General features: G+C 63.0%; 11 protein-coding genes. 6 read left to right on the top strand and 5 right to left on the bottom strand.

Annotated features, from left to right (window positions below; translation table 11 throughout):
* The first annotated feature begins 20 nt into the window (after positions 1–20).
* The 4 genes from GWC77_RS00415 (at position 21) to GWC77_RS00400 (ending at position 3,914) form a co-directional block, all read left to right on the top strand.
* A complete protein-coding gene (locus GWC77_RS00415) occupies positions 21–1,079 on the top strand; it encodes a Gfo/Idh/MocA family oxidoreductase (protein WP_173254747.1) in 1,059 nt (352 codons plus the stop codon).
* Positions 1,080–1,440: 361 nt separating this feature from the next.
* Positions 1,441–2,883 (top strand): virulence factor, encoded by a 1,443-nt coding sequence (locus tag GWC77_RS00410; RefSeq protein WP_173254745.1) that lies wholly within the window; start codon positions 1,441–1,443, stop codon positions 2,881–2,883.
* Between the two features lie 78 nt (positions 2,884–2,961).
* Entirely contained in the window at positions 2,962–3,189 is a 228-nt protein-coding gene (locus GWC77_RS00405) for a sulfurtransferase TusA family protein (protein WP_173254743.1), read from the top strand.
* Positions 3,190–3,467: 278 nt separating this feature from the next.
* Positions 3,468–3,914 carry a cupin domain-containing protein gene (locus tag GWC77_RS00400; RefSeq protein WP_173254741.1) on the top strand — a complete coding sequence of 149 codons (447 nt, stop codon included), beginning with the start codon at positions 3,468–3,470 and terminating at the stop codon, positions 3,912–3,914.
* A 67-nt stretch (positions 3,915–3,981) separates the two neighbouring features.
* Here GWC77_RS00400 and galU read toward each other — a convergent pair whose 3' ends face one another.
* Positions 3,982–4,863 carry a UTP--glucose-1-phosphate uridylyltransferase GalU gene (galU, locus tag GWC77_RS00395; protein ID WP_173254739.1) on the bottom strand — a complete coding sequence of 294 codons (882 nt, stop codon included), beginning with the start codon at positions 4,861–4,863 and terminating at the stop codon, positions 3,982–3,984.
* Between the two features lie 55 nt (positions 4,864–4,918).
* Positions 4,919–7,786, bottom strand: a complete 2,868-nt coding sequence (locus tag GWC77_RS00390) for a valine--tRNA ligase (RefSeq protein ID WP_173254737.1) — start codon at positions 7,784–7,786, stop codon at positions 4,919–4,921.
* Between the two features lie 180 nt (positions 7,787–7,966).
* Here GWC77_RS00390 and GWC77_RS00385 point away from each other — a divergent pair, with 180 nt between their 5' ends.
* Positions 7,967–10,339 (top strand): UvrD-helicase domain-containing protein, encoded by a 2,373-nt coding sequence (locus GWC77_RS00385; protein WP_173254735.1) that lies wholly within the window; start codon positions 7,967–7,969, stop codon positions 10,337–10,339.
* Between the two features lie 8 nt (positions 10,340–10,347).
* On the top strand, positions 10,348–11,178 hold the full coding sequence (locus tag GWC77_RS00380) for a 5'-methylthioadenosine/adenosylhomocysteine nucleosidase (RefSeq protein ID WP_173254733.1): 831 nt from the start codon (positions 10,348–10,350) through the stop codon (positions 11,176–11,178).
* Positions 11,179–11,208: 30 nt separating this feature from the next.
* Here GWC77_RS00380 and GWC77_RS00375 read toward each other — a convergent pair whose 3' ends face one another.
* The 3 genes from GWC77_RS00375 to GWC77_RS00365 form a co-directional block, all read right to left on the bottom strand.
* Positions 11,209–11,751, bottom strand: coding sequence for a hypothetical protein (locus GWC77_RS00375; RefSeq protein WP_173254731.1), 543 nt, complete (start codon positions 11,749–11,751; stop codon positions 11,209–11,211).
* A 12-nt stretch (positions 11,752–11,763) separates the two neighbouring features.
* Positions 11,764–13,470, bottom strand: coding sequence for a S8 family serine peptidase (locus tag GWC77_RS00370; RefSeq protein ID WP_173254730.1), 1,707 nt, complete (start codon positions 13,468–13,470; stop codon positions 11,764–11,766).
* Between the two features lie 124 nt (positions 13,471–13,594).
* The gene (locus GWC77_RS00365; protein ID WP_173254728.1) at positions 13,595–14,842 is read right to left on the bottom strand and encodes an MFS transporter; all 1,248 of its coding nucleotides are present in this window, start codon (positions 14,840–14,842) and stop codon (positions 13,595–13,597) included.
* Positions 14,843–15,143 lie beyond the last annotated feature (301 nt).

Below are 15,143 nucleotides of genomic sequence, written 5' to 3'. Positions count from 1 at the left end.
GATCCGGGTGGAGTGTGGAGATGACGACTATTGCCAACCACGCGCCGATCAGGATCGGTGTAGCAGGGCTTGGCCGCCTCGGCGCACGGCATGCCATGAACCTGGCCTACCGGGTGCCGGGCGCGATACTGACAGCCGTTTGCAGTCCCGTCGAGGCGGAGCGCGCCTGGGCGCGCGAGGCGCTGCCGGGGCCGCGGCTTTATGCCGATTACGCAGCGCTCCTTGCCGACAGCGAGATCGATGCGGTGTGGCTCGTGACGCCTTCGTCGCTGCACGCCGAGCAGATCGTGGCCGCGCTGCGTGCGGGCAAGCATGTGTTCTGCGAGAAGCCGTTGTCGCTCGATGTGGCCGAGTGCGAGCGGGTGCTGGCCGTGGCGCGCGAGCACCCGTCGCTCGTTGCGACGATCGGCTTCATGCGTCGCTTCGATCCTAGCTACCGCGACGCGTACGACAAAGTGGCGGCAGGCCAGATAGGGCGGCCGTTCATGGTCCGATCGCAGACGACGGACAAGAACGATCCGGAAGGGTTCTTCGTCCGCTTTGCGCCGACATCGGGCGGCATTTTTCTCGACTGCACGGTGCACGATATCGATATCGCGCGCTGGTTTTTCGGCAACGCGCGTGCCACGCGCGCTTATGCGACGGGGACGATTGCGCTGCACGAGGGCTTGCGCGAGTGCGGCGATGTGGACAACGGCGTGGGGGTCGTCGAATTCGAGGGCGGCCGGCTTGCGGTTTTTTACGCTTCGCGAACGATGGCGCATGGAAACGATACGCACAGCGAGGTGATCGGTACATCGGGTGCGCTCGCCATCGGTCAGAATCCGCGCGCCAACCGCGTCGAGATCTACGATGAACGCGGTGTGCGAAACGAATGCACGCCGACGTTCTTCGATCGTTTCGAAGAGGCGTTTTTATGCGAGGCGCAGGCTTTTGTCGCGTCGGTCGCATCGGTTGCGTCCGGTGGCCCGGGCGACGGTGTGGCGTCCGGAGCCTCGCTTGCCGACGCGCTCGAAGCGACGCGTATCGGACAGGCGCTGCGTCGGGCGCTCGAAAGCGGACAACCTGTCGCGCTATAGCTGTGGCGCAGTAGCGCGTCATCGCCCCTGCGTGGAACCGATCCCTTGCGACGGGCCTGTTTAGCAGGCCTGTCTTGCTCTTTCGGGCGTTCGTCCGAGAAACCCCAGCATCGATTTCGCCGGTCTTTTCCGTCGGTAGTTTATCGCTCAGTTCTGCCGCAGTTGTTTCCGAATCAAACAGCATTTTCCATCTCGATAATTAGGATTGCTAATCGTCTTCTGTCGAGGGTGGGGCGCGCTCGTTTTTTCGTGCGGCGAACATTCCACCGTATGGCGTGGCCTGTGGGTCATGCCGCGGCTTATCGCCCCGCGAAAGCCAGATAAACGGATAAGGGCATCTTTTTATAGACCGGAGGTTGCTGTGAATCGAGTGATCCTGGTGAATGGCAACAAGGTTGGTTGGGCGGCTGCATTGACTGCGCTCTCGTTCGGCATTTCTGTATTTCCGCTCGTGAGAATGAGTGGCGTCGAGATCGGGTATTTGACGACAGACGATCTGATAAGGAGATTGTTGATTTTGCCGCTGACGGTGAGCTTTTACGTTTTCGTGGCTTGCTTCGCGCTGACGGGTTTCGATAGCGCTCGAGCCGAGGTGCGTAACAAATCCAAACCCGCGTCGGCAGGGGAGGAGCGCGGGGCGATGGATATGGCCCAGGTGGTCGGTGTTATTTGGCTCAATCCACTGTGTCGACCCGATTATCCGACCGAATGGCGAATTCTTTGGACACTCGGCTTGATGAAGCAGGATCAGGGGCGTGATTGGACGGCAGCGGGCGCGAAACCTGGCGCCTTGCGGCCTGTGCTGACGGTCGCGCGTCACAACCGCGAAGGCGAAACGTTCCATCGAACCCATGAAAGCTACATCGATGAAATGTTCAGGCTGCTCGCCCGCGGGCGCTTTGACGGTTTCGGCCCAGGAGCAGAGATCCGCGATATACGCCTCGAATATGCCATCCCGGCTTATCGGCTCGATCCGGTCGAAGTCCACGAGTATGTGCATAGGCTGCTCGCCCGTGACTTCGCTAGCGGGAGTGCACCGTTGGACGACGGCCGCGGCGCTCAGGTGTCTCCGCACGTGAATTTGACGCGCGGCGGCGCGAACGCCGGCTTCGCCTCTCTGAATGCGGCGCTGGACTATCTGCAGGAGAATCCGGACAAGAGCGTGTGGGTGATGAACTGGGACGCACCGGATCGCCCGTCGAAAGGCCAACAGTCCAGCGAGAATATGGCGTTGCTGGTGCTTGCGGGCCCACGTTATGAGGCGCAGTGCGAGCCGCTTGCATGGATCGGCAGGGCGGTCACTGGGAGTATCGGGAACTACGTTCCGAGGCCGGGTGCGGTGCGGCCGATCGAAGCATGGCGAGATACCGTAGCGATGGCGGCTGCCTATGCGCATAGCGAAGTGGCAAATATCGATTACGTGATCCATGACGCCGGAGCGGGGAGCGATGTAGCTGCGGCGCGGCTTGGCACGCTTGGCCGTTCGTTGACCGAGATGCTTGCAGCCTTCGATTACCGCAAGCAAACCTTCAATACGGCGGCGCGCCTGGGAGACATGGGCGCGGGTAGCGCGCTCACCAACATCGCGATGGCGATCGGCCGGGCACACCATGTCGGCAACAAGGTGCTCGTTGCGGGGACGACCGATTCCGATCGTCCGGTCGCCGTTGTCGTTGTGCCTCCCGAGCGGCCTGATGGTGGCGCTCTCGGCGCCGTACAGTTCCGTGCACGCAGTTGGAGCAGCGGCGACCTGCCGTGGTGGGGAGAAGCCGAGACGCAAGCGTCGCGCGATGCGCTGCGGTAAAATTCCACGTTTACGTTGCTCGATTCAACTGGCCACGGCTGACGTGGCCGAGCCGTTCACGACGAAGGCCGATCACCGATGGAAATTCATAAGGAAGTCGACGCGCGCGGGCTCAATTGTCCGCTGCCGATTCTGCGCGCGAAAAAGGCGCTGGCCGACATGCAGAGCGGACAGATTCTTAAGGTGCTGGCGACGGATCCGGGCTCGCAGCGCGATTTTGCGGCGTTCGCCAAGCAGACCGGTAATGAGATCGTCGAAAGCTCGGCGCAGGATAAGACGTTTGTGTTTTTGATGCGTCGTCGTTGAGCGGGGCGGCTCGCGATGCCTCGCGAAGCGTTCAAATTGATTGGCCGTTCACGGCCCCTGAACGCGAGGCGAAAATGAACGCGCGGTACCCATCGACGCCGACGGGGGGCGCCTCGCTTCCGCCGGCTGCAAATCCATGTTTGGGCGCATGTGAGAGGCGCATAATCCGAGTTAAACGGAGTGTGCCCTACAGGTCGCCGGACGCGCCGCAAGCGCTGCGTCCCTCGCCTACAACGTCGACGGATCCATGAGAATCCGTAATCTCGAGGAGTTTGAAAATGACTCTCAGCGGCGCGGCGACACGCGAATCAATCCACGTGGGTCAATTGAGCATCCAATACCTGATAGATGGAACTGCGACAGGCGGGATGGGTGTTTTCGAGTTGACCGTGCCCCCTAACGCGCAGGTTCCGCCGCCACACAGCCATACACGTAACGAAGAATGCGTCTATGTGCTGGAAGGCACGCTTCGGTACTCGGTCGATGGAGCAGTCCGAGACCTGACACCCGGAGAATGGATGTTCACCGCACGGGGTTCGGTCCATCACTTCAGCAATCCACATGATGGCATTGCCCGCGCGCTGATCGTTCTGACTCCCGACATTGGCGCTCAGTATTTTCGTGATGTCGGAGCAATCGTCAATGCCGGCGGGCCGCCCGACCGCGAGAAACTTATCGAGGTCATGTCCAGGTACGGGCTCGTGCCAGCGGCCCCAGCACACTGAACGACGCGCCCTCAACCCGTTGCGAACGGCGCTGACCGCATCACTCGCGCCGTCCGCAGCCCCAATCCTAGCTATCCATTACCGGCGAGCGCGTGCGCAGGTAATGCTCGAACTCTTCGGCCACTTCCGGATGGCGCAGCGCGAACTCCACCGTTGCCTTCAGGTACCCGAGCTTGCTACCGCAGTCGAAACGTGTGCCGTGATACTTGTAAGCGAGCACCTGCTCGTCCGAGAGCAACGACTGAATCGCGTCGGTGAGCTGAATCTCGCCGCCGGTACCGGGCTTGATCGAACGCAGATGCTCGAAAATGCGAGGCTTCAGGACATAGCGGCCAACCACGCCGAGATTCGACGGCGCAACTTCAGGCGCCGGCTTCTCGACGATGCCCGACATCTTGATGATCGCGTCTTCCCATTCCTTGCCATCGACGATCCCGTAAGACTTCGTCTCTTGCGGCGGAATCTCCTCCACGCCGATGACCGAGCTGTGATAGTGGTCGAACACGTCGACCATCTGCTTCATGACACTCGGCACAGCGTAGAGCAGGTCGTCCGCGAGGATGACGGCGAACGGATTGTCGCCGACCAGCTTCTCGGCACACAGCACCGCGTGCCCCAAGCCGAGCGCCTCAGGCTGCCGCACGTAGAAGCAGTCCACATGGCTCGGCTTGATGCTGCGCACGAGCTCGAGCAGCCGCTCCTTGCCGCGTGCCTCGAGCTCCGCTTCGATCTCATAGGACTTATCGAAGTGGTCTTCGATCGCGCGCTTGCTGCGCCCGGTCACGAAAATCATTTCGGTGATGCCTGCTGACATCGCTTCTTCCACCGCATACTGGATCAGTGGTTTGTCGACGATCGGCAGCATCTCCTTGGGGCTCGCCTTGGTGGCGGGAAGAAACCGTGTGCCGAGACCGGCCACGGGAAAGACTGCCTTGGTGACTTTTAGCATGGCATTACCCTGATTTTATCGATTGGCTTCGTCGAAACGACTCGTCCGGCACGCGTCATACAGGCAGCCGTGCCAGCTGCGCGCTCAGCTTGGCGACGGTATCCCGGTATTGTGACAGCCTTTTTTGCTCCTGCTCCACGACCGCGGCCGGTGCTTTTGCGACAAAAGATTCGTTGCCAAGTTTCGCAGCGCACTTGGTAATTTCCGCGTCAAGCCGAGCAATTTCCTTGCCAAGGCGCTCCCGCTCTGCCGCGACGTCGATCTCGACCTTCAGCACGAGCCGGTCGCCTCCCGCGATCGCGGTGGGCGCGCCGTGCGCCTCGCGATCCAGCGTAGCCTCGTCCGAGATGATGCGCACCTCGGAAAGGCGCGCAAGCGCCTGCGCATAGGCCGCAAAGCTCGTCCAACGGGTGGCGTCGCCATGCACGAGCAGCGGGACCTTCGTCGCGGGCGACAGGTTCATTTCCCCGCGCAGATTGCGGCAGGCGTCGATGGCGGCCTTCAGATCGGCGGCCCAGCGCTCGGCCGCCTCATCGATCTTGCTCTCCCGCGCGCGCGGGTAGGGCTGCACCATGATGGACGCCGCACCGGGTGCGGCGTCCTGCGGGTAGCTGTCCGTGAGCGGCGCGACCTTTTGCCATAGCGCCTCGGTAATGAACGGGATGATCGGATGCGCGAGCCGCAGCACCGTTTCGAGCACACGCAACAGCGTGCGACGCGTGGCCCGCTGCTGGGCCGGCGTGCCGTTTTGCAGCTGCACCTTGGCCAGCTCGAGGTACCAGTCGCAATACTCGTCCCAGACGAACTTGTAGATCGTGTTCGCGACGTTGTCGAAGCGGTAATCGGTAAAGCCCTTTTCCACCTCGGCTTCGGTTCGCTGCAGCAGCGAGACGATCCAGCGGTCGGCCTGCGAGAAATCGGTGTAGCCGCCGGCCGCGCAGTCGCCCGGCGCGCAGGGCTTCGGTTTCGAAAAACCGCAATCGTGGCCTTCGCAGTTCATCAGGACGAAGCGCGTCGCGTTCCACAATTTGTTACAAAAATTGCGATAGCCCTCGCAGCGCGCGAGGTCGAAGTTGACGTTGCGCCCGAGCGTCGCCATGGAAGCCATCGTGAAGCGCAGCGCATCGGTGCCGAACGCGGCAATGCCGTTCGGGAATTCCTTGCGTGTCTTTTTTTCGATCGATTCGGCCTGCTTCGGATTCATGAGGCCGGTGGTGCGCTTCGCAACGAGCGTTTCAAGATCGATACCGTCGACGATATCGATCGGGTCGAGCGTGTTGCCTTTGCTCTTCGACATCTTCTGGCCTTCGTGATCGCGTACGAGCCCGTGGACATAGACGGCCTCGAACGGAACGCGCCCGGTGAAGTGGGTCGTCATCATGATCATGCGCGCGACCCAAAAGAAGATGATGTCGAAGCCCGTGACGAGTACCGAGGAAGGCAGAAAGCACTGCAGCTCTTTCGTCTCGTTCGGCCAACCGAGCGAGGAGAACGGGACGAGCGCCGACGAGAACCAGGTGTCGAGCACATCTTCGTCGCGCCTCAATGCCCCGGTGTAGCCGCGTCCGGCGGCCTGTGCGCGCGCCTCGTCTTCGCTATGGGCGACGAACACTTCGCCGTTCTCGCCGTACCAGGCCGGAATCCGGTGGCCCCACCAGAGCTGGCGCGAGATGCACCAGTCCTGAATGTTTTCGAGCCATTGGTAGTAGGTGGACGTCCAATTCTCGGGGACGAACCGGATCTCGCCGCGACGCACGACGTCGAGCGCCGTTTCGGCGATCGACTTGCCGGGATTGAACGTCCCGGCGGGTGCCGGCTTGCTCATCGCGACGAACCATTGATCGGTCAGCATCGGTTCGAGCACGACACCGGTGCGGTCGCCGCGCGGCACCATCAGCTTGTGCGCCTTGGTGGCCTCGAGCAGGCCCGCCCGATCGAGATCGGCGACGACGCGCTTTCTGGCTTCGAAACGATCGAGGCCGCGATAGGCTGCCGGGGCGTTGTCGTTGATCTTCGCGTCGAGCGTCAGGATTTCGATGGGCGCGAGACCATGACGCTGGCCGACCTGGTAGTCGTTGAAATCGTGCGCGGGTGTCACCTTCACGACACCGGTGCCGAATTCGCGGTCCACGTAATCGTCCGCGATGATCGGAATCTCGCGATCCGTGAGCGGCAGTTTCACCTTCTTGCCGATCAGCGCCGCGTATCGTTCATCTTCGGGATGGACCATCACTGCGACATCGCCGAGCATCGTTTCAGGACGCGTCGTGGCCACCGTGAGGTGTCCGCTGCCGTCGGCCAGCGGGTAGCGGATGTGCCAGAGATGGCCGTTTTCCTCCTCGCTGGCCACTTCGAGATCGGAAACGGCCGTCATCAGCACCGGATCCCAATTCACGAGCCGCTTGCCGCGATAGATGAGCCCCTGCTCGTAGAGCCGGACGAAGACGTCGGAGACCACTTTGGACATCTTCTCGTCCATCGTGAAATATTCGCGCGACCAATCGATCGATGCGCCGAGGCGCCGCACCTGCTGGGTGATCGTCGAGCCCGATTGCGTCTTCCACGCCCAGACACGTTCGACGAACTGCTCGCGCCCGAGATCGTGGCGCGACACGCCTTGCTGATCGAGCTGACGCTCGACGACGATCTGCGTGGCGATGCCCGCGTGGTCCGTACCCGGCAGCCAAAGCGTGTTGTCGCCAAGCATGCGGTGATAGCGCGTCAATCCGTCCATGATGGTCTGGTTGAACGCATGCCCCATATGCAGCGTGCCCGTGACGTTCGGCGGCGGCAGCTGAATCGAGAAATTGGGGCGACCCGGCTCGAAAGACGGGGCGGCATAGCCGCGCCTTTCCCATTCGGGCCCCCATTGGGCCTCGATCGTCTGGGGCTCGAAACTCTTGGCCAGCGTGGTGTCGCTCATGGTTGGAAATCCGCCGAAAGATGCATGAAAAGACCGTAGGAAACGTTGAATTATAAAGGGTCGCACGTTCGGGCGGCCGCATCGGCGGGCTGCGCGGCTTTGCCGGACGCGCCGGTCGGCGAGCGCCGGCGTACTCCCGCTGGCTATAATGGGCGCCGTGCCTCGTCTATCGCCTCCTCCATGCCCGATCTGCTTGTCAATCTGAACCCCGAACAACTCGCGGCCGTCACGCTGCCGAACGAACCGGCACTGATTCTGGCCGGTGCCGGCAGCGGCAAAACGCGCGTGCTCATTACGCGGATCGCATGGCTGATCCAGCAGGGGCTCGCGTCGCCTGCGACGGTGCTCGCCGTCACGTTCACGAACAAGGCGGCGCGCGAAATGATGGCGCGGTTGTCGGCGCTGTTGCCGATCGATACGCGCGGCATGTGGATCGGCACGTTTCACGGCCTGTGCAACCGAATGCTGCGTGCCCATCATCGCGATGCGGCGCTGCCCGCCACGTTCCAGATTCTCGATACGGCCGATCAGTTGTCGGCGATCAAGCGGTTGATGAAGGGCTTGAACGTCGACGACGAGAAATATCCGCCGAAGAATCTGCAGTACTTCATCAACAATGCGAAGGAGCAGGGACTGCGGCCCGATCAGGTGGACGCCACCGACAACTTCAACCTGAAGTTCGTCGAGCTCTACCGCGCCTACGAGCAACAATGCCAGCGCGAAGGCGTCGTCGATTTCCCCGAACTGCTCCTGCGCTGCTACGAGTTGCTCGCGCACAATGCGCCGCTGCGCGCGCACTATCAGGCGCGCTTTCGCCACATCCTCGTCGACGAATTCCAGGATACGAACAAGCTCCAGTACGCATGGCTCAAGATGCTCGCCGGGCAGTCGAATGCCATCTTCGCGGTCGGCGACGACGATCAGTCCATCTACGCGTTTCGCGGGGCGAACGTCGGCAACATGCGCGATTTCGAGCGCGAGTTCAACGTGCGGCATCTGATCAAGCTCGAACAGAACTACCGCTCGCACGGGCACATTCTCGACGCCGCCAATGAACTGATCGCGAACAACGCGCGGCGGCTCGGCAAGAATTTGCGCACCGATGCGGGCCACGGCGAGCCCGTACGAGTCTACGAGGCGGCCACGGACACGCAGGAGGCCGCCTGGATCGTCGAGGAAATCCGCGCACTCATGAACAACGGGCTCGCGCGCAGCGAGATCGCCATCCTTTATCGCAGCAACGCGCAATCGCGCGCGATCGAACATACGCTCGTCAACGCCGGCATTGCGTACCGCGTCTACGGCGGGCTGCGCTTCTTCGAGCGGCAGGAGGTCAAGCATGCTCTGGCGTATCTGCGGCTCATCGACAATCCAAACGACGATACGGCCTTCGCACGCGTCGTGAATTTTCCGACACGCGGTATCGGCGCGCGCTCCATCGAACAGTTGGCCGACGCGGCGCGGCTTTACAACTGTTCCATGGCAGCCGCCATTCCCTATGTGACCGGAAAGGCTGGTTCGAGCCTTGCCGCGTTCGCGAATCTCATTGCGAAGATGCGCGCCGAAACCGAGCGCATGAGCCTGCCCGAGACGGTCGAGCATGTCGTGCGCGGGAGCGGCCTCGCGGCTTTCTATGAGGGCGAGCGCGAGGGGCAGGACAGGCTCGAGAACTTGCAGGAGCTCGTCAACGCGGCTGCCGCGTTCGTGAGCGAGGAGGGCTACGGTCTCGATACGCCCGCACGTTCGATACCGCTAGCACCGGGTGCGACTGCCGCACCGGCTATTGCGTCCGATCCGGACGACGCGGGCGTGACCGTACTCGACGCGCCGGGGCTGGGCGAGCCCGCGCAAAACCCAGACACGATGACCCCGCTTGCCGGGTTTCTTTCGCACGCGTCGCTCGAAGCGGGCGATTCCCAGGCGCAAGCCGGCCAGGATGCCGTGCAACTGATGACGGTGCACGCGGCGAAGGGACTCGAATTCACGGCTGTCTTCATTTCGGGACTCGAGGAAGGGCTTTTCCCGCACGAGAACAGTGCGATCGACCCGGACGGGCTCGAGGAGGAGCGCCGCCTGATGTATGTGGCGATCACGCGTGCGAAGGAGCGCCTCTACCTCTCGTTTGCGCAAAGCCGCATGTTGCACGGCCAGACGCGCTACAACGTGCGCTCGCGATTTTTCGATGAGTTGCCGCAGGCCACGCTCAAGTGGCTGACGCCGAAAGCCGAAGCGGGCGCGCGCTGGGGCGGGCGATCCGACAATGCGGCTTGGGGGCGCGATTGGTTCGCGCGGCCCGGCCGCGAGCAACAACGCTACGGCGGTCATGCCGCCGCCGAGGCGCCCGCGGCGCCGCTGCCCGCCTTTGCGAACGAGCAGCGCGCGGCCGATACGGGTTTCCGGGTCGGCCAGCAGGTGTTTCACACGAAGTTCGGCGAAGGCGCCATCACCGCGCTCGAAGGCAGCGGTGCCGATGCGCGCGCGCACGTCCGATTCAAGCGGCATGGGGAGAAGTGGCTTGCACTCGCCGTCGCGAAACTGCAGGTGGTCGAGTGAGGGTGCAGATGGGCACATACAACGTGAGCGGCAGTGACGCCGTAAATCACGGCGAGCAGGCCGTGCGCCGCCTGGGCGTGCTGGCGGCGCTGCCGCAAGAGTTGGGAGATCTCGTCGAAGCGATGCGCGCTGAAGGCGAGATGCAAACGGTGACGCTCGGCCGGCGCGACTATCACGTAGGCACCGCGTACGGCGTGCCCTGCGTGACCACGCTAGCGCGGGTGGGCAAAGTCGCGGCGGCTGCCAGCGCAAGCGCGCTGATTCACGTCTTCGGTGTCCATTCGATCATCTTTACGGGCGTCGCGGGTGGCGTTGGCCCCGGCGTGCGAGTGGGCGATATCGTGGTCGCCGATTCCTCGCTGCAGCACGATCTCGACGCTTCGCCGCTTTTCCCGCGCTATGAGGTGCCGCTGCTCGAGCGCGCGCACTTTCTCACTTATGCGCCGCTGGCCGAGCTGCTTGCAACCGCCTGCCAGCGGTTCCTTGCCGACGAAGGCGCAATGCTGGCCGAACGCTTTGGGTTTGCGGCGCCGCAAGTGCACCGGGGATTGATCGTCAGCGGTGACCGATTCGTCTCGAGCACGACGGAAGTACGCGCGCTGGCGCATGCCTTGCCCGAGGCGATGGCCGTCGAGATGGAAGGTGCGGCCATAGCGCAGGTCTGCTATGAGCATGACGTACAGCACGCGATCGTGCGAACGATTTCGGACACGGCCGACGATCATGCAACCGCCTTGTTCACCACATTCTTGAGCGATATCGCCGGCGCTTATTCTTCGGGCGTGCTGCAACGCTTCTTGCGCACCTATGCGGCCGCCGCCGCACCCGCGGGCGGCTAGCGCCGGTTCCACGAGCGATTAATCGCGTGTCTACTGCCGGTCGATGTCGATCATCCAATTCGGCTGCGCATGGCGCACGAGCTTGCTCTCATAGAGTGCGTTTGCCAGGTTGAGTGCCTGTACGCCCGCGACGTCGTCGACCTTATATGCGGCGCCGTCTGCAATGGGTTCGGCGCGCACTCCGCGTTCAGCGAGCCAAGCCTCGGCGCGTTTTGCGCGCTCGCCGTCCGCGACCGTGAACACGACGCCCGGTGCTTGGACCATGAGTTTTCCGCGGCGCCAATCGGCGCGCGTCGAATATACGGTGAGTGCCGACGGGCGCCCGGCCGACTCCTGCGGTGCGCGTTCGTAGATGGGGGGCAAATTCCGTCCGGCCGCGATACGCGCTGCGCCGCGCGGCGCTGTCTCTCGATGGCCCGGGGCCTGCAATTGCGGTTGGCGGTAGAGCGGCACTTTCGCATCGCCGTTGTACCAGTAAGTGGGCGCCGGCGCCTCGGAGGCGACGGCGGGAGCGTGTCCCGTAGCGCAAAGCAGCGTGGCAACGCCCACGGCGAAAAGAGCGGGTCTTGACATAATGGTCCTCGTTCAGTAGATGCTAAGCGTGGCGCTGCGCAACTGGATCGGTTCGCCCGTGTTCAGCGCATCCTCGATCCGCAGTGTCCAGTCGCCGTTCACGGGTTCGTCGAGGGCCGTGACGGCGTGAGTCCGGAAGCGGTGGTCGAACATTTCGGTGCGGCATGACGCGGCGGGCATGCCGTAGTTCTCGTATGAAGCCACGCAGCGGGGGTACTCGGGGCTCAGCAGCAGCTTCGTACCGCGAGGGGATTCCAGCGTCACGCGCAACGCGCGGAAATTCGGATGCTCGAGCGCGATGTCGGCTTCAAGGAATTCAACCGTGCGGTTACCGCAGGCCATCTTGAACGTTCGCTCGACGGAGCTCGTGGCCGCTGCCGCCTGATCGTCTCCACTGACGGAGCCCCCGCATGGCTGCGCCCAGAACGCCTGACTCGAGCCGCCGACCGATTTCATGCGCTGCGCGTACGAGACCGCGGCTTGCGCATCGACGAGGCCAAAGCCGTATCGGCTGCTGTAGCGATACGGATTCCCTGTGTACGGGTTTGTCGCGCCAGTGGCGATCCAATTGGCGCCCGGATCGTTTTCCATCGAAGGCAGGACGCGAGCGGTGCGCGCGAGAACGAGGCGCACGTCGCGCCACGTCAGTTCGGGGTTCGCCTGCAGCATCAGTGCGACCACGCCCGAGACCATCGGCGCCGCGGACGATGTGCCGCCCGATTCATGCGTGTATTTGCTGTACGGCTTAGTCGTCGTTATGGCGGGGCCCTGCGGCATGCCGTGCGCGTCGGGCATGTCATCGCTCGGCGCGCAGACGAGAAGGTTCGTTCCGTTCGAGGAATACTCGGACGCAACGCCGTTTGCATTGACGGCGCATACCGCTAGCGCTTGCGTCGGTACGTAGCGGTCGAAGTTGCTCCATCCGTAGTGAGGTAGGCGGGGTTGCGTCGATTCGTTGAAATCCTTGTTGCCGTTACCGGCGGCGAAAACGTAGACGATCCCTTTACCGTTGCGGCCTTCGTCGACGCCTTTGCGGACGATCTCCTCTTCTAGGATGTCCCGCATGCCGGGCATGGCAACGTTGGCGGAGCCCCAACTGTTGTTGGAGACTGCGATGCGCCCATCGGCGATGCCGAGGCCCAGCGCGTCCGCGAGGTCGGACTCGTTTCTGCTCAACAGTAAGTTGAGGCCCGCGAGTTTGGCGCCGGGCGCAACGCCGACGCCTCCGACGCTGTTGCGCGCGGCGGCGATGACGCCCGCCACGGACGTACCGTGAGCCCTCTCTTCGATGGAAGGAGTCGGGTCCGCACCGCCCGTCACATAGTTGCGGCTCAGTCCGCGCGCAATGTTGGCACGCAAGTCCTCGTGCCCGATTTCGATACCGTCATCCACCACCGCAACGGTGACGCCGTGACCCTCGAAGCCTTGCGTCCACACGGGCGCAACGTTGATATCGACACCCGGCGTCCCGCGCCACCAGCGATCGGGGCGCACGAGCTGGCCGGTATTGACGAGATGCCACTGGTATTGGAAGAGAGGATCGGCGGGCAGCCGCTGCGCATTGACGGGGGCGGGACTGGCAGTGGCCGCGGGCGCGTCGCCGCCGCCACTGCAGGCTGCGAGCATGCTCGAAAGGAGGGTGGTGAGCAGGGCACGCGATGCGGCGAGAGGCGGCAACGCCAGAGGGCGAGTGCTTCCGCCTCGCGGAAAAACGGTCATTCACGACTCCTTTGCGCTAACGGTGGACCTGATCGCGCAAAGTAGTCGTTTTCAGTTCTCGCCCCCGGCGCGGGGGGAGAATTCGGACGAATTGAGCCCCGCGATGTGCGGGCAAGTGTTTGAATCAGCCGGCCCGAGCTTGCCGCTTTTGTTCGACGTTCGGCAGCAAGACGGTGAGAATGCCGATCAGCGGCAGGAACGAACAGACCTTGTAGACGTAGTCGATGCTCGTCACGTCGGCCAGTTTGCCGAGCACCGCTGCGCCGATCCCGCCGAGGCCGAACGCGAACCCGAAGAACAAGCCGGCCACCATCCCGACGTTGCCCGGGATCAACTCCTGCGCGTAGACCAGAATGGCCGAGAACGCCGAGGCGAGCACGAGACCGATCAGGACGGTCAGCACGCCGGTCCAGAACAAATTCGCATACGGCAGCAGCAGCGTGAACGGGGCGACGCCAAGGATCGACACCCAGATCACATACTTGCGCCCGACGCGATCACCGATCGGGCCGCCCACGATCGTTCCCGCCGCAACAGCCGCCAGGAAGACGAACAGGTGGATCTGCGCGGCCTGCACGCTCAGATGGAACTTGTCGATCAGGTAAAAGGTGAAGTAGCTGTTGATGCTCGCGAGGTAGAAGTACTTCGAGAACACGAGCAGCACCAGCACGCCGATAGCGAGCGCGACGCGTTGCTTCGAGAGTTCGGGGTGGCCTGCGCGGGCCTGCGCCTTTTTCTTGGTGGCCGGGTGACGGCTGTACCAGCGGCCGACTTGCGCGAGCACGACGATGGCGACGAGCGCCGCAACCGAAAACCAGGCGATGCTGCGTTGACCATGCGGAATGATGACGAGCGCGGCGAGCAGCGGGCCCAGCGAGGTACCGGCGTTGCCGCCGACCTGAAACAGCGACTGCGCGAGCCCGTAGCGGCCGCCCGAGGCCATGCGCGCGACACGGGACGATTCGGGGTGGAAGACGGAGGACCCGCATCCGACGAGCGCCGCGGCGACGAGCAATACGCCGAAATTCGGCGCGATGGACATCAGGAGCAGCCCGCTCAGCGTGAAGCCCATGCCGATCGGCAACGAGTACGGTTGCGGGCGCTTGTCGGTATAGATGCCGACGAGCGGTTGCAGCAGCGACGCCGTGATCTGGTAAGTCAGCGTGATGAGGCCGACCTGCGTGAACGACAGCGAAAAGTTGGCTTTCAGCATCGGATAGATCGCCAGCACGAGCGACTGAATCATGTCGTTCAGCAAGTGCGAGAAGCTGATGGCCCCAAGGACGGAATAGAGCGTGCGCTGTACACCGCCGGCGGCAGGCGCGGGGGGTATTTGAGGCGCGGCATTCGCCGCGAGAGCGTTCTTCTGCATGCCAGGCATCCTGAAAGAGTGAGCGTTTGCCGCTTCAGTGAGCGGCCTGGGGCACGAGCGCGGTTCAGCAATGAGCGAATCGGTGCCCCTCGATTTCGTAAGTGTAGTTTGTCTCAAAAAGACGACTCGGACATTGTTTGTCGTACATGAGACATTTTCGTCGCGCGTCGGCGTCGCGAATGCCCGGTTTATGGCGCAGAGCCAACGTGACAAGCGCTGCCAAGCTTCGTATCGAGGCGCTTTTTGGCGAGGTATAACCGCTCCCGCATACGAAAAATCGAGGCAAAAAATGTACGCCGGA

The organism is Paraburkholderia sp. NMBU_R16 (assembly GCF_013282575.1).
Lineage (GTDB): Bacteria > Pseudomonadota > Gammaproteobacteria > Burkholderiales > Burkholderiaceae > Trinickia.
The sequence above is the reverse complement of the archived record's forward strand: the minus strand, read 5'-3'. Positions and strand labels throughout refer to the sequence as shown.

Bases quoted from the DNA above. Each gene is read 5' to 3' on its own strand.
- GWC77_RS00415 (WP_173254747.1), top strand. From the start codon at position 21: ATGACGACTATTGCCAACCACGCGCCGATCAGGATCGGTGTAGCAGGG.
- GWC77_RS00405 (WP_173254743.1), top strand. From the start codon at position 2,962: ATGGAAATTCATAAGGAAGTCGACGCGCGCGGGCTCAATTGTCCGCTG.
- GWC77_RS00400 (WP_173254741.1), top strand. From the start codon at position 3,468: ATGACTCTCAGCGGCGCGGCGACACGCGAATCAATCCACGTGGGTCAA.
- galU (WP_173254739.1), bottom strand. From the start codon at position 4,863: ATGCTAAAAGTCACCAAGGCAGTCTTTCCCGTGGCCGGTCTCGGCACA.
- GWC77_RS00390 (WP_173254737.1), bottom strand. From the start codon at position 7,786: ATGAGCGACACCACGCTGGCCAAGAGTTTCGAGCCCCAGACGATCGAG.
- GWC77_RS00385 (WP_173254735.1), top strand. From the start codon at position 7,967: ATGCCCGATCTGCTTGTCAATCTGAACCCCGAACAACTCGCGGCCGTC.
- GWC77_RS00380 (WP_173254733.1), top strand. From the start codon at position 10,348: ATGGGCACATACAACGTGAGCGGCAGTGACGCCGTAAATCACGGCGAG.
- GWC77_RS00375 (WP_173254731.1), bottom strand. From the start codon at position 11,751: ATGTCAAGACCCGCTCTTTTCGCCGTGGGCGTTGCCACGCTGCTTTGC.
- GWC77_RS00370 (WP_173254730.1), bottom strand. From the start codon at position 13,470: ATGACCGTTTTTCCGCGAGGCGGAAGCACTCGCCCTCTGGCGTTGCCG.
- GWC77_RS00365 (WP_173254728.1), bottom strand. From the start codon at position 14,842: ATGCAGAAGAACGCTCTCGCGGCGAATGCCGCGCCTCAAATACCCCCC.